Here is a 19,468-nt window from a genome sequence, read left to right as displayed (position 1 = left end):
ACGCTAGCCCGAAGTGCCGTCCCGAGGCAACGCGTTGCGCGCGACGAATAAAGAGAGGCCTTCCCCACGCAGGAGGAAGGCCCGGGGTAACGATACGGAGAGGCCGGTCAGTCGCGCATCATCACCGGCTGGCACTCCAGTTCCAGTTGCTCGAGCACGGCAGCGGTAGCAGCCTGCGTGCCCACGCCGCGCCCGCCCGGCGCCAGGTCAGCGGTGAACACACCGTTGTCGAGCGCGCCGTCGACGGCCTTCTCGATGCAGCGCGCTTCGTTCTCCAGGCCCAGCGAGTGGCGCAGGAGCATGGCGGCGCTGAGGATGGTCGCGTACGGATTGGCGATGCCGCGACCGGCGATGTCGGGCGCGGAACCGTGGATGGGCTCGTACAGGCCGACCGTGCTCTCGCCCAGCGACGCCGAAGGCAACAGCCCCAGCGAGCCCGCCAGCATCGAGGCTTCGTCGGTCAGGATGTCGCCGAACATGTTCTCGGTGACGATGACGTCGTACTCGCGCGGCTTGGCGAGCAGATGCATGGCCATCGAGTCGACCAGCTGGTGCTCCAGTTCGATCCCGGGGAACTCCTCGCGCACCACGCGCGTGACGACTTCGCGCCACAGGCGCGAGGTCTCCAGCACGTTGGCCTTGTCGACGGAGGTCACGCGCCCGCGACGCGACTGCGCCAGCGTGCACGCGCGGCGCGTGACGCGCTCGATCTCGGCGACGGAGTACTCGCACAGGTCGCTCGCGCTGTCGGCGGTGCGCTGCTTCTGGCCGAAGTAGATGCCGCCGGTCAGCTCGCGCACCACCATCAGGTCAACGCCGGTCAGCAGGTGCGGCTTGATGGGCGAGGCGCCGAGCGCGGCCGGATGCGGCTTCACGGGACGTAGGTTGGCGTACAGGCCCAGTGCCCTGCGGATGGCGAGCAGGCCCTGTTCCGGACGCACCGTCGCTTTGGGATCGGACCACTTCGGTCCGCCGACCGCACCCAGCAGCACCGCGTGCGCGCGCTGTGCGGCGGCCAGTGTGTCGGCCGGCAGCGGCTCGCCGGTGGCGTCGATCGCCGCACCGCCGATGAGCTTTTCCTCGAAGCGGAACACGTGCCCATAACGTTGCGCGACGGCGCGCAGCACCTGCACGGCGGCGGCGGTGACCTCCGGGCCGATGCCGTCGCCCGGCAGGACGAGGATGTCAGCTTGCATGGCGGAACTCCTGAGACTGTCGTTGGGTTTCGAAGCGGGCAATGGCATCGTCCTGCTTGAGCAGGTAACCGAGCTGGTCCACGCCTTCCAGCAGGCACGTCCGCGCGAACGCATCCAGCGGGAACTGCACGCGGCTGCCATCGGGCAGGGTGACGCTGCGGCTGGCCACGTCGACGTGCAGTTCGATGCCGGGCTGGTCGAGCAGGGCGTCGACCACGCTTTCGTCCAGCACGATCGGCAGCAGCCCGTTCTTCAGCGCGTTGCTGCGGAAGATGTCGGCGATCTCGGCGCTGATCACGGCGCGCAGGCCAAGATCGGTCAGCGCCCACGGCGCATGCTCGCGCGAGGAGCCGCAGCCGAAATTGCGTCCGGCCACCAGGATGCGCGCACCGACGTTCTCCGCCTTGTTGAACGCGAACTCGGGATTGGGCGACCCGTCGGCGAGATACCGCCAGTCGTTGAACGCGTGCTTGCCCAGGCCCTTGCGCTGCGTGGTGGTGAGGAAGCGCGCCGGAATGATCTGGTCGGTGTCGATGTTGCGTTCGCGCAGCACGACGGTGCGCGCGGTGAGTTCGGTGAAGGGACGCATCAGAACGACTCCATTGAATCTGCAATGCCGTCATCCCCGCGAAGGCGCGGAGCCATGGTCGTTGCTTTTGCCCGTACTGATCCGTGGAGCAACGTCCATGGATTCCCGCTTGCGCGGGAATGACGAGCGATTGCGAAATCGGAAGTGCCCATCACGCCACCTCCAGTTCGGCCAGCGTTGCCGGCGCCGTCGTCAGGTATGGACGCGGGTCGGTGATCTCGCCCGCGACCGCACAGGCAGCCGCCGTGAGCGGCGAGGCCAGGACGGTGCGCGCGCCCTTGCCCTGGCGGCCCTCGAAATTGCGGTTGCTGGTGGATACCGCCAGCTGGCCGGCGCCGACCAGATCGCCGTTCATCGCGATGCACATCGAGCAACCCGGCTCGCGCCACTCGGCGCCGGCCGCGCGCACGACGGCGTCGATGCCTTCGGCTTCCGCATCGCGCTTGACCTGCTCGGAGCCAGGCACCACCAGCATGCGCACGCGCGGATGCACGCGTCGGCCACGCAGCACGCTGGCGGCTTCGCGCAGGTCCGACAGCCGCGAATTCGTGCAACTGCCGACGAAGACCACGTCGACGGCGCGTCCCGCCAGCGCCGCGCCCTCGCTCCAGCCCATGTAGTCGCGCGCCTTGGCCTCGTCGGCATCGTGGCCGGCGGGCACATGCCCGGCGATCGCCGCGACCTGTCCCGGATGCGTGCCCCAGGTCAGCGTCGGCTGGATGTCGCGCGCATCGATGCGGACCTCGCGGTCGAAGCGTGCGCCATCGTCGGTATGGAACTGCTTCCACGCTTCGATGGCCGCATCGAAGTCCGCGTCCTGGGGCACGCGCGGACGGCCGCGCAGGTACTCGAAAGTGACCTCGTCCGGCGCGATCAGGCCCGCGCGCGCGCCGGCTTCGATCGACATGTTGCACACCGTCATGCGCTGTTCCATCGAGAGCCTGCGGATCGCCGAGCCTCGGTACTCGATGACGTGCCCGGTTCCGCCATTGACGCCGATGACGCCGATCACGTGCAGGATCAGGTCCTTCGCGCCAACACCGGGTGCCAGTTCGCCGTCGATCGTGATGGCCAGCGTCTTCGGCTTGCGCTGCAGCAGGCACTGCGTGGCCAGCACGTGGCCAACCTCGCTGGTGCCGATGCCGAAGGCGAGCGCACCGAATGCGCCATGCGTGGCGGTGTGGCTATCGCCGCAGACGATGGTCATGCCGGGCTGGGTCAGGCCGAGTTCCGGACCGATCACGTGCACGATGCCGCGGTGCGGACTGGCGTAGTCGAACAGCTCCACGCCGAAGCGCGTGCAGTTCTCCGCCAGCTTCTCGACCTGCGCGCGCGCGTCGGGCGTGAAGTACGGGCGCTGCCCGTTCGCGTCCGGCGGCAGCGTTGGCGTGGAGTGATCGAACGTGCCCTTGGTGCGGTCCGGGCGACGCACCGGCAGGCCGCGCGCGTCGAGTTCCGCGAAGGCCTGCGGCGAGGTGACCTCGTGGATCAGGTGCAGGTCGATGTACAGCACCGCGGGTGCGGCATCGCTTTCGGGCGCGACGACGTGCGCGTCCCACAATTTGTCGAACAGGGTGCGGGGTGTCTGGCTGGTCATGTGACTCTGGCTGGTCAAGGTGTGATGTGCGCTCAGGCGATGGCGGCGGCGCGGGATTCGGCCGTCTGCACGCGCGTGCGCTGCAGGCGGTTGGCGATGTCGAGCCACGCCAGCGCACTGGCTTCGAGGATGTCGGTGCTGGTGCCCGAGCCGGTCAGTTCGCGTCCGTCGATGCGCGCGATGATCTGTGCCTGGCCTTGGGCGTCCTCGCCGGTGGTGACGCTGGACACCTGGTAGCTGTCGATTTCCAGCGCGATGCCGGTGGCGCGCGCCAGCGCCGCGAAGAGCGCGTGCACAGGGCCGTCGCCGACCGCGGCCTCGCTGACTGTGCCGCCCTCGGCATCGACCAGCTGCACGCTGGCGGTGGGCAGGCTGTCCTGTGCCACGCCGGTACTGACATGGAAACGCGCCAGCCGATGGCCACGTGCGCCGCGCGCATCGGCGCCCAGCACCAGTGCCTCCAGATCGGCGTCGAATACCTCGCGCTTCTTCTCGGCCAGCGACTTGAACGCGGCGAACACCGAGTTGAGTTGCGCCTCGTCCAATGCGAAGCCCAGCGTCTGCAGGCGGTCGGACAGGGCGGCGCGTCCGCTGTGGCGCCCCATCACCATCTGCGACTGCGCCCAGCCGACGTCTTCCGGACGCATGATCTCGTACGTGCCGCGATGCTTGAGCATCCCGTGCTGATGGATGCCCGATTCGTGCGCGAACGCGTTCTGGCCGACGACGGCCTTGTTGCGTTGCACCGCCATGCCGGTGATTCGCGAGAGCAGGCGCGAGGTCGGTACCAGGCGGCGCGAATCGATGCGCGTATGCGCGCCGTAGTACGCACTGCGCACGCGCAGGGCCATCACCAGTTCTTCCAGCGCGCAGTTGCCCGCGCGCTCGCCAATGCCGTTGATGGTGCATTCGACCTGTCGCGCGCCGCCCTCGATCGCCGCGAGAGAATTGGCAACCGCCAGGCCCAGGTCGTTGTGGCAGTGCGCGCTGAACACCGCCTGGTCCGCATCGACCACGTGGGCACGCAGGTACTCGAACAGCGCGCGGATTTCGCTCGGCGTGGTGTAGCCGACCGTGTCGGGGATGTTCAGCGTGCGCGCGCCGGCCTTCACCGCGGCGCTGCACACCTGCGCCAGATAGTCGTGTTCGGTGCGCAACGCATCCTCGGCCGAGAACTCCACGTCGTCGACGTAGCGGCGGGCCAGTTCGACGGCCATCACCGCGCGCTCCAGCACCTGCTCCCTGCTCAGGCCCAGCTTGTGTTCGCGGTGCAGCGGACTGGTGGAGATGAAGACGTGGATGCGCGGATGCGTTGCGCCTTCCAGTGCGCGTGCGCAGGCCTCGATGTCGCCGGGATGGCAGCGCGCCAGCGTGGCGATGGTGGAGCCGCGCACCTCGCGGGCGATGGCCTGCACGCCCTTGAGGTCGGCTTCGGAACTCGCCGGGAAGCCGGCTTCGATCACGTCCACGCCTAGTTCGGCCAGCGCATGCGCGAAACGCAGCTTCTGCGGCGCGGTCATACTGCAGCCTGGCGACTGCTCGCCGTCGCGCAGGCTGGTGTCGAAGATGCGTACTCGCGATGCGGGGTCGTTCATGGACAAGGCCTCGAAATCGGATCTGGCGCGGACAGGGGCGAAGCGGACGGGCGGGCGTCGGAAGGGCGAAGTCGAAGCATTCAGGCGGTCTCCATCTCGAAAGTGGTTCTTTCGGCGTCGATACGTGTCGACCCGGCTCGGGAAGTCCTGGCAGCAGGCATGAGCGTGGCGATGGCGGGCTCCAGCATTGGCGCGGCATCGCGCTGCCGGCGACGCGGCCGGCGCGGCGCACGCGGGCGCACGTCGGAAAGCAGCTGCGCCAGCACGCTGGCATCGAGGTTGCCGCCGGACACGACCGCACACTTGCGCTTGCCGGCGACGCGGCGACCGGCCGCCAGCGCCAGTGCGCCGGCACCCTCGGCGATCACGTGTTCCTCCAGCGCCAGCCGCACCAGCGTTTCGCGCAGTTCCGCCTCGCGCACCACGACGATGTCGTCCAGCAGTTGCCCGCACAGCCGACGCGTCAGTTCGCCGGGCTGCTTCACGCGTACCCCATCGGCCAGCGTCGCGGCGGGTTCGCGCGGAGCCAAGTCGCCGGCGACCGCGCGGCGCATCGAATCCACGCCCTCCACCTGCGCGCCGATCACGCGCACGCCCTGCGACTTCAGCGCCAGCGCAACGCCCGAGGCCAGGCCGCCGCCGCCGATGGGCACCAGCACCACGTCCGGCATCAACGCCGCCAGCTCCAGTCCGACGGTGCCTTGGCCGGCGATCACGTCGGGATCGTCGAAGGCGGAAAGCACGCGGTAGTCGTTCTGCGTGGCCAGCTCCGCGGCGAAGGCCTTGGCCTCGTCGTAGGTGTCGCCGTGCAGGCGCACGGTGGCGCCCCAGTGCGCGACGCCGGCGATCTTCGTCTGTGGCGCGCTGCGCGGCATCACCGTGATGGCCGTGACGCCCAGGCGGTACGCCGCCCAGGCCAGGCCCTGCGCATGGTTGCCCGCGGAGGCTGCGATCACCGTGCGCGTGTCGCCACGCTCACGTGCGGCCAGCAGGGCATTGAGTGCGCCGCGCACCTTGTACGAACCGGTGCGCTGCAGGTTCTCCAGCTTCAGCCAGCAGCCGAAACGCTCGGCATGGTGCAGCGGCGTCGGCGGCAGGTAGCGGCGCAGCCGTGCCTGAGCCGCCAGCACGTCGGCGGCGGATACGCGTACGTCGGTGCCTATGTCGCCGTCCATCATGGATTTCAACCTCCCTCTCCCCCGCATGAGGGGGAGAGGGTTGGGGTGAGGGGGCGAGTGCCGGAGGCGCTCGCGTTCTTGCCGGAATGCAGGGAGGCAGCAAGAGCCCTCCTCACCCCAGCCCTCTCCCCCGACGATGCCGGGGGAGAGGGAGCGGTTGTCTTGCAGGCGAGCGAGCGCATCAGACCGCCGTCAGCCAGTGCGCATGGGCGGGTTCCTCGCCACGCACCACGCGGCCGTACAGCGCGGCAAGCTCGCGCGTCACCGGGTTGTCGCCGAACTCGCGGCGATCCAGTGCGCTGATCGGTGCCAGCTCGGCCGCGGTGCCGCAGACGAACACCTCGTCGGCGTCCAGCAGCTCGTGATGCGTGACCGGGCGTGACGTCGCACCGCTCAGCGCCATCACCGTATCGCGCGTGATGCCAGGCAATGCGTCGCGGTGCTCGACGGCAGTCACTTCGCCGTTGCGCACCATGAACACGTTGGCGCCGGTGCATTCGACGACGTAGCCGTCGTGGTCGACGAACAACGCCTCGTCGAAACCGCGCAGGCGCGATTCGCGCTTGGCCAGGATCGAGTTGATGTACGCGCCGCACAGCTTCAGCGGCGGCAGCGACGAAGCCGGATTGCGTTTCCAGGGCGACACCGTCAGGCGCGCGCGCTTGCCGTTCAGATGCACCACCGTCGGCAGCGTGACGACCATGAAGTGCTGGCTCAGGCCCGGCACGTCCAGGCCGACGGCAACGCTGTCGGCCGCCGTGCCCAGCCAGGTCAATGGACGGATGTACGCATCGCGATGCCCGTTGGCGCGCAGCGTCTGCAGCGTCGCCTCGAACGCCTGCGCGACGTCGAAGTCGATGCCGAGCAGGTCGGCGCCCTTGCGCATGCGTTCCAGGTGGTCCTGCAGGCGGAACACCGCCGCGCCGTCGCGCGTGGCGTAGCTGCGGATGCCTTCGAACACGCCCGTGCCGTAGTGCATGGCGTGCGTGGTCAGCGGCGCCTGCAGCGAGTCGGCGCTGGCCAGTTCGCCGTCGAACCACAGCAGCGGCATTCCGGGACGGCGCGCATCGTCCAGCAGCGACACCGGCATGGACGCGCGTTGTTGCGCCGGGTTGCGTGTGGCGGTCACTGACATTGCGACACCTCCACCGACAGGCAGTCGTAGAGCTTGGCGAGCTGGTGCTGCAGGTTGCTGTCGTCGCGGTCGCCTTCGACGGTCAGCCGCAGGTACCAGCGGTCGCCGTCGGCCTGGGCCTCGCCGTCGACGGCGAGCGGTCGGAAGCCTCGACGTTCGGCTGCGCCGAGCACGCGCGCCAGCGCGCCCTCGGCCTGACGCAGGGTGAGATCAAGCTGGTATCGCATGGCGGGGATCCTCGGAGGGGGAGGGAGAGGTCGCGTGCGCATCGGCCTCGGGGTCGAGCATCTGCGCGTTGTTGTGGTTGGGCGGCACCAGCGGCCACACGTTGGCCGCGGTGTCGATGGCGACGTGCAGCAGCGCGGGGCCTGGCGCGGCGAGCAGGGCCTGCAGTGCGTCCTCGACGCGGTCGGCACGATCCACGTGCAGCGCCTGCACGCCGAAAGCCGCGGCGATCGCGCCGAAGTCCGGGTTGTCGGACAGGTCGATCTCGGAATAGCGCCGCTCGAAGAACAGCTCCTGCCACTGGCGCACCATGCCCAGCGCCTGGTTGTCGAGCAGCACGATCTTCACCGGCAGCCCGTAGCGGCGCAGCGTCGCCAACTCCTGCACGTTCATCAGGAACGAGCCGTCGCCGCTCACGCACACGACCTGCGCGTCGGGATGCTGCAGCTGCGCGCCGATGGCCGCCGGCAGGCCGAAGCCCATCGCACCCAGCGCGCCGCTGGTGAGGTGCTGGCGCGGATCGGCGAAACGCCAGTGCTGCGCGACCCACATCTGGTGCTGGCCGACGTCGCACGCAACCACGGCGCCGGGCGCCAGTTCCGACAGGCGCTTGAGCAATGCCGGTGCGTACACGGTTTCGCCCGGCGCGTCGTAACGCGCGGCATGATCGCGGGCACGCTGCTGGCAGGTCGCGCGCCACGCGCGTCGCGATGCACCGTTGCGTCCGTGCAGATGCGCGGCGCACGGCAGGGTCAGTGCGGTCAGCGTGCGGCGGATGTCGCCGCACACGCCGGCGTCGGCGTGGCGCAGCTTGCCGATCTCGCACGCGTCCAGGTCCATGTGCACCACGCGCGCGTTCGGTGCGAACTCCGCCAGCTTGCCCGTGGCGCGGTCGTCGAAGCGGGCGCCGACCACGATCAGCAGGTCGGCCTCCTGCACGGCCAGGTTGGCTGCGCGGCTGCCGTGCATGCCCAGCATGCCCAGGTTGAGCGGGTGCGCGGATGGCAGCGCACCCAGGCCCTTCAGCGTCAGCACGGTGGGGATCTGCGTCGCGTCGACGAAGGTGCGGAACGCCTGCATCGCGTCGCCCAGGGCGATGCCGCCGCCGCCGTACAGCACCGGCCGCTGCGCCTGCGAGATCAGCGCCAGCGCCGCGTGCAGCGACGCGTCCTTAGGCGCGGGCACGTCGTCGATCTGCGCCGGCACGTGCAGCGGCAGGTGCGAGGCATCGCCGACCTGCACGTCCTTGGGCAGGTCGATCAGCACCGGGCCGGGACGGCCCGAGCGCGCGATGCGGAACGCTTCGGCAACCATCTGCGGCAGGTCGTCGACACGACGCGCGATGAAGCTGTGCTTCACGATCGGCAGCGTCATGCCGAACACGTCCAGCTCCTGGAACGCGTCGGTGCCCATCAGCGTGGTCGCCACCTGCCCGGTGATGACCACCATCGGCACCGAATCCAGCATCGCATCGGCGATGCCGGTGACCAGGTTCGACGCGCCCGGGCCGGACGTCGCCACGCATACGCCCACGCGCCCGCTGGCCCGCGCATAGCCGTTCGCCGCAAACGCGGCACCCTGTTCGTGACGGACCAGTACGTGCTTGAGGTCCGACCCGTGCAGGGCATCGTAGAACGGCATGATTGCGCCGCCCGGATAGCCGAACAGCGTGTCGACGCCTTCGGTCTCCAGGGCCTGCACCAGCCAGCGGGCACCGTTCATCACGCGGCCTCGGTCTGTGCTTCGCGCTGGTCGGCAGCCGCGGCCGGTGCCGCCTGCGGGGCGGTGGACAGCCACTTCATGTTGGCGCGCAGCTTTCTGCCGACCGCTTCGATCGGATGTTCCAGGTCGCCCTGCTTGAGTGCCTTGTAATTGGCGTTGCCGGCGGCGTACTCGGCGATCCACTGGCGGGCGAAGGTTCCGTCCTGGATCTCGGTCAGCACCTTCTTCATCTGCGCGCGCGTGTTGTCGTCCACCACGTAGGTGCCGCGCGTCAGCGCACCGTATTGCGCGGTCTCGCTGATGAACTCGTGCATGCGGGTGATGCCGCCTTCGTAGAACAGGTCGACGATCAGCTTCAGTTCGTGCAGGCACTCGTAGTACGCGACCTCGGGCTGGTAGCCGGCTTCGACCAGCGTTTCCCAGCCGGCCTGTACCAGCTTGGTTGCGCCGCCGCACAGTACGGCCTGCTCGCCGAACAGGTCGGTCTCGGTCTCTTCCTTGAAGGTGGTCTTGATGGCGTTCTGGCGCGCACCGCCGATGCCGGCGCAGTAGGTCAGCGCGAGTGCCTCGGCATGGCCGCTGCGGTCCTGGTACACGGCGTACACGGAAGGCACCCCGCGGCCGATCTCGTACTCGCGGCGCACCAGCGCGCCCGGGCCCTTGGGTGCGACCAGCACCACGTCCAGATCCTCGCGCGGCGTGATCTGCCCGTAGTGCACGTTGAAGCCATGCGCGAACAGCAGGCACGCGCCCTTGGCGATGTTCGGCTCGATGACTTCGCCGTACAGCTGCGGCTGGACCATGTCCGGCGTGAGCACGGCGACCAGCTCGGCGTCCTTGACGGCCTCGGCCGGTGTTTTAACGGTGAAGCCGTCGGCCTTGGCCTTCAGCTCGGTGGGGCCGCCGGGCCGCAGCCCGATGGTGACGTCGAAGCCGGAGTCGCGAAGGTTGAGCGCATGCGCGCGGCCCTGACTGCCGTAACCGACGATGGCGACGCGGGGCTTGTGCTGGGTGGTCATGGGTGTGGTCCGTGGTCGATGGATGAAGGGCGGGGCGGGTCAAACCAGAAGCAGTTCGCGCGACTCGTCGGGAACGACGTGCAGCGGAATGTCGCGTGACGGGGTTCGTGCGATGTCGAGCGGCCCGGGCGCGGTGACCGCGCCGCGCGAGGCGGAACTCACCAGTTGCGCGTACTTGGCCAGCACGCCGGTGGTCACGCGCGGCGCGATGCGCGCGGGTTCGCGTGCGGCCAGGTCGGCGTCGACGTCGATTCGGCGCGTGCGCACGTCGATGCGCACCTTGTCGCCATCGCGCAGCTTGGCGATGGGGCCGCCGCGTGCGGCTTCCGGCGCGATGTGGCCGACCATGAAGCCGTGCGTGGCGCCGCTGAAGCGTCCGTCGGTGATCAGCGCGACGTCGTTGCCCAGCCCCTGGCCGACCAGCGCGGCGGTGACGGCCAGCATCTCGCGCATGCCCGGACCGCCCGCGGGACCTTCGAAACGGATCACCACCACGTCGCCGGCGCGGATCTGCCGCGCCTGCACCGCGGCGAATGCGGCTTCTTCCGAGTCGAACACGCGCGCGGTGCCTTCGAAGTGCTCGATGCCGTGGCCGGCGAGCTTGAGGATGCAGCCTTCGGGCGCGAGATCGCCGTACAGGATCGAATAGCCGCCGCGCGGTTTGAACGGCTGCGCGATCGGACGCACCACGTCCTGCGCGGGCGCCGGCGGCAGCGCGTCGAGCTCGGCGAAGAACGAACGGCCCGTGACGGTGGGGATGTCCTCGATGAGTCCGGCCGCACGCAGTTCGTGCGCGACCAGCGCGGCACCGCCCATCTCGAACATCTCCGCCGCGGTGTAGCGGCCGCCGGGCTTCAGGTCGGCGATCACCGGTGTATGCGCGGCCGCTTCGAACTCTTCCAGGTCGAACGGCACGCCCGCCTCGTGCGCGATCGCCAGCAGATGCAACGCCGCGTTCGTCGAACCCGCGGTGGCCGAGACCGCGCGCGCCGCGTTGCGCAGCGCAGCGGGAGAGAGGATGTCGCGCGGTCCCGGTCCACCGTCGCGCAAACGCTGCATCACCATCGCGCCACAGGCCCGCGCTGCGGCGGGCTTGTCGGCGTGGATGGCGGGAATGTCGTTGAGTTGCAGCGGCGACAGGCCGAGGAACGTCAGCACCATCGCCATCGTGTTGGCGGTGAACTGGCCCCCGCACGCACCTGCACCCGGACAGGCGTGCGATTCGATGCGGTGCAGTTCCGCATCGTCGATGCGACCGGCCGAATGCGCGCCGACGGCCTCGAAGACGTCCTGCACGGTGAGCGGCTTGCCGGCGCGATCGCCGGCGCACTTCCCCGGCATGATCGTGCCGCCGTAGAGGATCACCGTCGGGATATCCAGCCGCGCCGCCGCCATCGCCGCGGCCGGGATGGTCTTGTCGCAACCCACCAGCAACACCATCGCGTCCAGGCAGTGGCCATTCACGGCCAGCTCAATGGAGTCGGCGATGGTCTCGCGCGAGGCCAGCGACGCGCGCATGCCGTCGGAGCCCATCGCGATGCCGTCGGTGACGGCGATGGTGTTGAACTCGATCGGCGTGCCGCCGTTCTCGAGCACGCCTTCGCGCACGTGCCCGGCCAGGTCGCGCAGCGTGAAATTGCACGGCGACACGTCGGACCAGGTGTGCACGACGGCCACCAGCGGCTTCGCGATGGCCGCGTCGTCCAGTCCGGTCGCACGCAGCATGGCGCGAGCGGGAGCGCGTGCAGGGCCGTGCTTGATGGCGTTGCTTCTCACTGCGGGGTCCTGTTCGTGGTTTTTCGTGCGGAAAAAAGAAAAACCCCGCGCCTTGTCGGGCGCGGGGTCTTGGTGTTCGACCTGGGTTTGGTGCGTCTTACTTACACAAACCCGTACTCCGCGCTGGCATGCCCGGTAATAAGTACGAGTACAAGAATGAGCGCGGCCGTGATCGGCGCGAGCTTGGTCAGTACGAACGAAATGCGGTTGTCAGCGCCGGCACGCAGCGCGCCGACCGGGCCCTTGCCCTGGTTGGAAGCGGTCTGCGAGTGGTTGCTGCGCTGCGTCATGTCAGCGAGAGAAACACGGCCCTGACGGCCGTGTCAACAGTTTCGTGCGTAACGGACGTGAACTGGGATGGGCGACGCCTTCGCCGGGCCGGGATGGTTGCAACGGTTACCAATCGTGGGCTTCACGCGATCGCATGCAATGCCGCGCGTAGCGCTTCGTAGTGCGCAGGCAGCGATTCCGCATGGGCGGGCCATGCCAGCGTCCGCGCGAGTGCGGGCGGCGGCTCCACCACGTGACCCACCAGTGGCTCCACGATGCTCTCGAACTTGGCCGGATGCGCGGTGGCAACCGCTGCCCAGGGGCGCGTGTCGCCGCTTGCTCGCAACTGTTCGAGCACGTGCAGTGCGGTTGCGGTGTGCGGACAGGGCACGACGCCGTGGCGCGCTGGCGCGCTGCGGATGGTTTCGCGGATGGTGGCATCGTCGACGGCGAACGACTGCAGCGCGCCGCGTAGCGCGTCGTCGCTCTCGTGCCAATGGCGCAGCCGTTCGAAGTTGCTCGGCGCGCCGACGTCCATGGCGTTGGCCAGCGTGGCGATGGTCGGTTGCGGCGAATACGGCTGGCCGGCGAAGTAGCGCGGCAGCACATCGTTGGCGTTGCTGGCCAGGATCAGTTCGCCCACCGGCAGACCCATGCGCCTGGCGACGAATGCCGCGCAGGCATTGCCCAGGTTGCCGGTGGGCACGATGAAATTGAGCGGAGCGCCTTCGCGCTCGAAGAAGCCGAGCGCCGCGTGCGCGTAATACGCCACCTGCGGCAGCAGCCGGCCCAGGCTGATGCTGTTGGCGGAACTCAGCGGAACTTCGCGTCGCAGCGCTTCGTCCGACAACGCCTGCTTGGCCATGCGCTGGCAATCATCGAACGTGCCCTGCACGCGGAAGGTGCGCACGTTGCCGCCCCAGCATTCCAGCCCGTGCGCCTGCCGCGGCGACACGCGCCCTTCCGGATACAGAATGACCACATTGAAGCCCGCGCGGCGATGGAACGCCGAAGCCACGGCAGCACCGGTGTCGCCGGAGGTCGCGACGATGATCGTCGTCGGAGGTGCGCCGACATTGCGCAGGCGCTCCAGCGCGCCGGCGAGGAATCGAGCGGCGTAATCCTTGAAAGCGGCGGTGGGGCCGTGGAACAACTCGAGCAGATGGTCGCCGTCGTGCTTCAGCGGGCGCAATGGGGCATCGAAGGAGTACGCCTGCGCGCACAGGTGCGCAAGCGCGTCGCGCAACGAAGATTCGTCGAAGTAGGGTGCAAGCGCCGCGATGGCGGTGTCGGCAAGCGTTTCTCCGCGCGTGAGCGAGTCCAACACCGGAATGCGTTCCGGCACATACAACCCGCCGTCCGGCGCGAGGCCGGCGACCAGGGCTGCATCGATGTCGGTGGCGGGAGTGTGGCCGCGGGTGCTGATGAAGCGCATGGGATTCCGGTGAGTTATGAGACAGCCTGGGTGGAGGGGAACACGTGCTGCTTCTGCTCCCTCCCCTGCTCGCAGGGGAGGGTTGGGGAGGGGTTGTGAGCCGCACCGCGGCGAGCTCGGCGCGGCGCGCCTTCGAACCGCTCCCAACTTCCGCAAGCGGGCGAGAAGCAAAGCAGCGGATCTTTGCTCCCGTGCAGCCAATGAAAGGAAGCGACTTCCCCGACCGACCACACGCCACACAGCTACACGCGTCCGATCACCTCCGCGCGCGGCCCTGCCACCGGCGTGACATAGGCGCGCGAACCGAAACCCACCTCCGCGAACGCCGCCTGCATGGCAGGTGCAGCCGCCTCGGCCTGGGTTCTGGAAGCAAACCACGCGAACGTGCTGGGGCCGGCGCCCGAAATGCTTGCGCCGAGCGCACCCTGATGCAGCGCGGCCGCCTTGGCCTGCGCGAAGCCTGGGATGAGCGTCGCGCGTCGCGGTTCCACCAGCAGGTCGTGCAGGCCTTCTCGCAGCAGTTGGGCGTCGCCGCGTTGCAGGCCGGTGAGGAACAACGCCAGATGCGCGCTTTGTTCGACGACGAGCGAGAGCGGATACGGATCGGCCAGCACCGCGCGCGCGTGCCGGGTTTCGAGGACTTGGTCCGGATGCACCACCACCGCGTGCAGCCAGTCCGGCACCTGCAGCGGAATCATCCGCGTGTCGGTCGCCATCACCACGCCGCCCAACAGCATCGGCGCGACGTTGTCGCCGTGGCGGCTGCCGCTGGACACCGATTCGCCATCCAGCGCGAACTCGTACAGCGCCTCGCGCGGCAAGGGGTCGTCGAGCAGCGCGTTGGCCGCGACCAGCGCCGCCACGCACGAAGCGGCCGAACCACCGAGGCCGGATCCCAGCGGGATGCCTTTTTCCAGCTCCAGTTCGAAGCCGTGCGCAAGGCGCAGCTTCGCGCGCAACGCGATGAGTGCCTGGCCGGCGGTGTTGCGTCCGGCGTCGAGCGGCAACGTGTCCGCACCGGGAACGTCGCCGCGGATCGCAGCGATGCGCACCGTGGGTTCATCGATGCGGCGTACCAGCGCGACGTCGCGAATGCCTTCGATGGAGTGGCCGAGCAGGTCGAAGCCGACACCGATGTTGCCCACGCTGCCCGGCGCGAAGGCGCGCACGGCATTGCGCGAGTGTTCGCGGGGCTGCGTCGTCTGGGAGGTGATGGATGCGGGATCAGGACTCATGTGATTCCGAAGTTTGAATGGCATGCATCGCTGCGGCGCGATCTATCTCGTCACGACAACGACTGCGCGATGGCCAGCACGTCGCCGAAGACGCCCGCCGCGGTGACGTCGGGCCCGGCGCCGGGCCCTTGCACGACCAGCGGATTGTCCGCGTAACGCCGGGTGCGGAACTGCACCAGGTTGTCGGTCAGCCGCGTGTGGCAGCAGGCATGTTCGCCGGGCAGCGCGACCACGCCGACGCTGGCGCGGCCGTCGCGGTCCAGCTGGGCCAGGTGACGCAGGGACTGCTGCCGTGCGGCCGCGTCGCGATAGCGTGCCAGCATCGGCGCGTCCATCTCGTCCAGCCGCGCCAGGAACTCATCGCGGCTCACGTCGCGCAGTGCCGGCGGCACCAGGTTTTCCACGTCCACGTCCTCCAGCGACAACGCGCGACCGGCTTCGCGCGCCAGGATCACCAGTTTGCGCGCAACGTCCAGACCGGACAGGTCGTCGCGCGGATCGGGTTCGGTGTAGCCCAGCGCCTGCGCCTCGCGCACCAGCTGCGAGAACGGCGTAGTGCCGTCGAACCGGTTGAACAGCCACGACAGTGTGCCCGAGAGCATGCCGTCGATGGCATACAGCTCGTCGCCGGTGTCCAGAAGATTGCGCAATGTCAGCATGACCGGCAGGCCTGCGCCGACGGTGGCTTCGTAACGGAAGCGGCCGCCGCCGCTGCGGCTGGCATCCTGGATGGCCGCGTACTGCGTCCACGGGCCGCTGCCGGCCTGCTTGTTCGGTGTGACGACGTGGATGCCGCGCGCCAGCCAGCGCGGGTATTCCGCGGCGATCGCCGGGCTCGCGCTGCAGTCGACGATCAACGCGTGCGGGAGGTGCTCGCCACGTACGTGGCCGGCGAAACGCTCCAGGTCCAACGCGTGGGCTGCACCTCCCTGCAGGCGCGCGGCGGCGTCGGCCGGTTCGAAGCCGCGCTCATCCAGCACCATCGACCGGCTGTTGGCGATGGCGCGCAGGCGCAGATCGATGCCGCTGCGGCGCCGCAGTTCCGGCAAGGCCGCGGACATCTGCACCAGCAGCGCACTGCCCACCTGGCCGGGGCCGATCACGCCGACCGACAGCGTCTGCGGCGACAGCCAGAACGCCGCGTGCGCGGCGCGCAGTGCGCGCGTGGCATCGCGTGCGCCGATGGCCACGGAAATGTTGCGTTCGCCGGCGCCCTGCGCGATGGCGCGTGCGTTCACCCGTGCCTGCGCGAGGCCGCCGAGCAGGCGTGCGGCCACGCCGGGCGTTCCGACCATGCCATCGCCCACGGCCGCGAGCACCGCGATATCGCGCGTGAGCGTGACGCCCTGCGCCTGGCCGTCGGCGATGGCCTCGGCGAATGCATCGGCCACGGCGTCGCGCGCGCGTTCGGCCTGGTCGGCCCGCAGTACGCAGCAGATCGAGTGCTCGGACGAACCTTGCGAAATCATGGTTACCGAGACACCCGCGCCGCGCAGCGCGCCGAACATGCGTTCCGCAGCGCCCGGCACGCCGACCAGGCCGTTGCCGACCAGTTCGACGATGGCCAGGTCGTTGACCAGGCTCAGTCCTTTCACCGGCGCGCCGTCGGCCGCGTTATGCGTGCCGATCAGCGTGCCGGGTACTTCCGGCCGGTGCGTGTTGCGGATCCACAATGGAATGCCGCGCTCCTGCACCGGTGCCATGGTCTGCGGATGCAGCACCTTGGCGCCGAAGTAGGCCAGTTCGCAGGCTTCCGCATAGGACATCGACGGCAGGCATACCGCCTCGGGCACGAGGCGCGGATCGGCCGAGAGCACGCCGTCGACATCGGTCCAGATAGTCAGCGCCCGGCCATCGAACAGGTTGGCGAAGATCGCGGCGGAGTAATCGCTACCGTTGCGGCCCAGCGTCGTCGCGCGGCCATGCGTGTCGCGCGCGACGAAACCGGTGACGACCACGTGGCCATCGCCGTGGCGCGCGCGCCACTCGGCCAGGCGTGTACGGCTGGCGTCCCAGTCCACCGCCATGCCCATCTCACCCGCATGCACCACCAGCACGTCGCGCGCGTCCATGCGCAGCCAGCCGTTCGCATCGCCGCCGAGCGCCGCATGCATCAGGCGGGAGGAGAGCACCTCGCCCAGGCCCGGCAGGCCGGGAGCGATCGCATCGGCAGCGGGATCACCTGAGGCGATCGCGGTCAGTTGTTCGTGGAGGCGTTCGAATTCCTCGTCCAGCGCATCGCCAAGTGCGAACTGTTCTGCGTCCAGTGCCACGGCGGCAACGCGATGGCGTTCGCGCAGCTGTTGCCAGCCGGATGTCCAGTCGCCGCCCTCGCGCGCCGCGGAGACCAGTGCGATCAACGCATCGGTCACGCCCTGCATCGCCGAAACGACCACCACGCGCGTCGCTGCGGAATCGGCGATCAACAGCCTGGCTGCCGCGCGATACAGCGATGCGTCGGCCAGGCTGCTGCCGCCGAACTTGTGCACGTGACAGGCCGCCGCAGCGGCGACGGCAGGTGAGGCGAGGGGTGAGGCGTCGGCGGACATGGTGAGGCTCCTGGTGGGCCCCGCGTCCGGTCCGGGTGCGCATGCCGCCACACCCGGGGTCGGGTGCGGAGGCGTGGTCTTCAGATCAACCGGACACGCCCGTCCGCACCCGCAAGCGAGTGGTACCGGTACCGGTGGTAATGGTGCTGATCGCAGCCGCCACGGGCACGGCGGCGCATGTGTCCCGGCCTTGGGGCGGGAGCGTCGTCGTCTGCGGCGGCATGCTGCGATGCGTCATGGCGTCGAGAAGATCATGCGGTTTCGGCGGCTGTCAACAGTTACATACGCAACCGGCGGGCGGACGCGGCCTGCGGGCCGAGCGGGCTCTCCCTAGCGCCGGAGGTTGGACCCGGCCGCCCCCGCATGCTGAAATGCACGCCGAAGCGGGGGTACCGGCGCGTGATGCTCGCCGGTTGAGACAGACCCTTCGAACCTGATGCGGTTGAGACCGCCGTAGGGAAGCTTCGCCGGATGCGGACGACGTTCGTGTCCGTCGCTGCCCGCTTCGTCCCGGCTCGCAAGAGCGCACCACAGGACGAACCCAATGAATGCAGTTCCCTCCGAGTTGATCCAGAAGGCCGAGCGGTTGTCGGCCGACGTCACCCGTCCGATTCCCGGCTCGCACAAGATCCACGTCGAGGGTTCGCGCCCCGACATCCGCGTGCCCATGCGCGAGATCGTGCTGTCGAAGACGCCGACCATGTTCGGCGGCGAGGGCAACGCGCCGCTGGCGGTGTACGACACCTCGGGTGCCTACACCGATGCGAATGCGCAGATCGATCTGGCGCGTGGCTTGTCGCCGCTGCGCGCGCAATGGATCGCCGAGCGCGGCGATACCGAAACGCTGGCGTCGCTGTCGTCGGAATTCGGTCGCCGGCGCGAGCACGATCCGAAGCTCGACGCGGTGCGCTTCCGCAACCGTCCGTTGCCGCGCCGCGCGGTGAGCGGTGCCAACGTCACGCAGATGCATTACGCGCGTCGCGGCATCGTGACGCCGGAGATGGAGTTCATCGCCATCCGCGAGAACCAGCGCATCGAGGCCATCCGCGAGGCGCACCTGCTGCGCCAGCACGCGGGCGAGACTTTCGGTGCGAACATCCAGAAGCTGATCACCCCGGAGTTCGTGCGCGATGAAGTTGCGCGCGGCCGCGCCATCATCCCGAACAACATCAACCATCCGGAAAGCGAGCCGATGATCATCGGCCGCAACTTCCTCACCAAGGTCAACGCGAACATCGGCAACAGCGCCGTGTCGTCGGGCATCGCGGAGGAAGTGGAAAAGCTGGTGTGGTCGATCCGCTGGGGTGCGGACACGGTGATGGACCTGTCCACCGGCAAACACATCCACGAAACGCGCGAGTGGATCATCCGCAACTCGCCCGTGCCGATCGGCACGGTGCCGATCTACCAGGCGCTGGAGAAGGTGGACGGACGCGCCGAGGAACTCACCTGGGAGATCTTCCGCGACACGCTGATCGAGCAGGCCGAGCAGGGCGTGGACTACTTCACCATCCATGCCGGCGTCCGCCTCGCCCACATCCCGCTGACCGCGAAGCGCGTCACCGGCATCGTCTCCCGCGGCGGCTCGATCATGGCGAAGTGGTGCCTGGCGCATCACCAGGAGAATTTCCTCTACACCCACTTCGCCGAGATCTGCGAGATCATGCGGGCCTATGACGTCAGCTTCTCGCTCGGCGACGGCCTCCGCCCCGGCTCCATCGCCGACGCCAACGACGCCGCGCAATTCGCCGAGCTGGAGACGCTGGGCGAGCTGACCAAGATCGCCTGGGCGCGCGACGTGCAGGTGATGATCGAGGGCCCCGGCCACGTGCCGATGCACAAGATCAAGGTCAACATGGACAAGCAGCTGCGCGAATGCGGCGAGGCGCCCTTCTACACGCTCGGGCCGCTCACCACCGACATCGCGCCCGGCTACGACCACATCAC

At 69.1% G+C, this 19,468-nt stretch carries 15 protein-coding genes and 1 riboswitch; of the genes, 1 reads left to right on the top strand and 14 read right to left on the bottom strand.

Annotation, left to right across the window (positions count from 1 at the left end; translation table 11 throughout):
* Positions 1–107 precede the first annotated feature (107 nt).
* The 14 genes from leuB to thrA form a co-directional block, all read right to left on the bottom strand.
* On the bottom strand, positions 108–1,196 hold the full coding sequence (gene leuB / locus VFE83_RS13335) for a 3-isopropylmalate dehydrogenase (RefSeq protein WP_324906924.1): 1,089 nt from the start codon (positions 1,194–1,196) through the stop codon (positions 108–110).
* The gene (gene leuD, locus VFE83_RS13330; protein ID WP_324906922.1) at positions 1,186–1,785 is read right to left on the bottom strand and encodes a 3-isopropylmalate dehydratase small subunit; all 600 of its coding nucleotides are present in this window, start codon (positions 1,783–1,785) and stop codon (positions 1,186–1,188) included. Before leuD ends, leuB begins: the two co-directional genes overlap by 11 nt.
* 151 nt (positions 1,786–1,936) lie before the next feature.
* Positions 1,937–3,382: a 3-isopropylmalate dehydratase large subunit gene (leuC, locus tag VFE83_RS13325; protein WP_324906921.1), complete on the bottom strand. Its 1,446-nt coding sequence runs from the start codon at positions 3,380–3,382 to the stop codon at positions 1,937–1,939.
* Positions 3,383–3,414: 32 nt separating this feature from the next.
* On the bottom strand, positions 3,415–4,977 hold the full coding sequence (locus VFE83_RS13320; RefSeq protein WP_324906919.1) for a 2-isopropylmalate synthase: 1,563 nt from the start codon (positions 4,975–4,977) through the stop codon (positions 3,415–3,417).
* Between the two features lie 80 nt (positions 4,978–5,057).
* The gene (locus VFE83_RS13315; RefSeq protein ID WP_414674744.1) at positions 5,058–6,182 is read right to left on the bottom strand and encodes a threonine dehydratase; all 1,125 of its coding nucleotides are present in this window, start codon (positions 6,180–6,182) and stop codon (positions 5,058–5,060) included.
* A 154-nt stretch (positions 6,183–6,336) separates the two neighbouring features.
* Entirely contained in the window at positions 6,337–7,290 is a 954-nt protein-coding gene (locus VFE83_RS13310) for an aminotransferase class IV (RefSeq protein ID WP_324906917.1), read from the bottom strand.
* On the bottom strand, positions 7,281–7,517 hold the full coding sequence (locus tag VFE83_RS13305; protein ID WP_324906915.1) for an ACT domain-containing protein: 237 nt from the start codon (positions 7,515–7,517) through the stop codon (positions 7,281–7,283). The genes VFE83_RS13310 and VFE83_RS13305 overlap by 10 nt, the downstream gene beginning before the upstream one ends.
* Positions 7,501–9,237, bottom strand: coding sequence for an acetolactate synthase 2 catalytic subunit (gene ilvG / locus VFE83_RS13300; protein WP_324906914.1), 1,737 nt, complete (start codon positions 9,235–9,237; stop codon positions 7,501–7,503). The genes VFE83_RS13305 and ilvG overlap by 17 nt, the downstream gene beginning before the upstream one ends.
* A complete protein-coding gene (gene ilvC / locus VFE83_RS13295) occupies positions 9,237–10,256 on the bottom strand; it encodes a ketol-acid reductoisomerase (RefSeq protein WP_324906912.1) in 1,020 nt (339 codons plus the stop codon). Before ilvC ends, ilvG begins: the two co-directional genes overlap by 1 nt.
* 39 nt (positions 10,257–10,295) lie before the next feature.
* Positions 10,296–12,032, bottom strand: a complete 1,737-nt coding sequence (locus VFE83_RS13290; protein ID WP_324906910.1) for a dihydroxy-acid dehydratase — start codon at positions 12,030–12,032, stop codon at positions 10,296–10,298.
* A 101-nt stretch (positions 12,033–12,133) separates the two neighbouring features.
* Entirely contained in the window at positions 12,134–12,322 is a 189-nt protein-coding gene (locus VFE83_RS13285; RefSeq protein WP_324906908.1) for a hypothetical protein, read from the bottom strand.
* A gap of 122 nt (positions 12,323–12,444) precedes the next feature.
* The gene (gene thrC / locus VFE83_RS13280) at positions 12,445–13,737 is read right to left on the bottom strand and encodes a threonine synthase (RefSeq protein ID WP_324906906.1); all 1,293 of its coding nucleotides are present in this window, start codon (positions 13,735–13,737) and stop codon (positions 12,445–12,447) included.
* A 242-nt stretch (positions 13,738–13,979) separates the two neighbouring features.
* Positions 13,980–14,972, bottom strand: coding sequence for a homoserine kinase (locus tag VFE83_RS13275; protein ID WP_324906904.1), 993 nt, complete (start codon positions 14,970–14,972; stop codon positions 13,980–13,982).
* Between the two features lie 50 nt (positions 14,973–15,022).
* A complete protein-coding gene (gene thrA / locus VFE83_RS13270) occupies positions 15,023–17,521 on the bottom strand; it encodes a bifunctional aspartate kinase/homoserine dehydrogenase I (RefSeq protein ID WP_324906902.1) in 2,499 nt (832 codons plus the stop codon).
* 375 nt (positions 17,522–17,896) lie between these two features.
* Positions 17,897–17,999: riboswitch (TPP riboswitch) on the top strand.
* 66 nt (positions 18,000–18,065) lie between these two features.
* Here thrA and thiC point away from each other — a divergent pair.
* Positions 18,066–19,468, top strand: a 1,403-nt coding sequence (thiC, locus tag VFE83_RS13265; RefSeq protein ID WP_324906900.1) for a phosphomethylpyrimidine synthase ThiC, incomplete at its 3' end; no start/stop codon positions are given.

The organism is Lysobacter sp., from assembly GCF_035655815.1.
In the GTDB taxonomy this organism is placed as follows: Bacteria; Pseudomonadota; Gammaproteobacteria; order Xanthomonadales; family Xanthomonadaceae; genus Lysobacter_J.
This window is presented reverse-complemented; position numbering and strand designations above follow the sequence as displayed.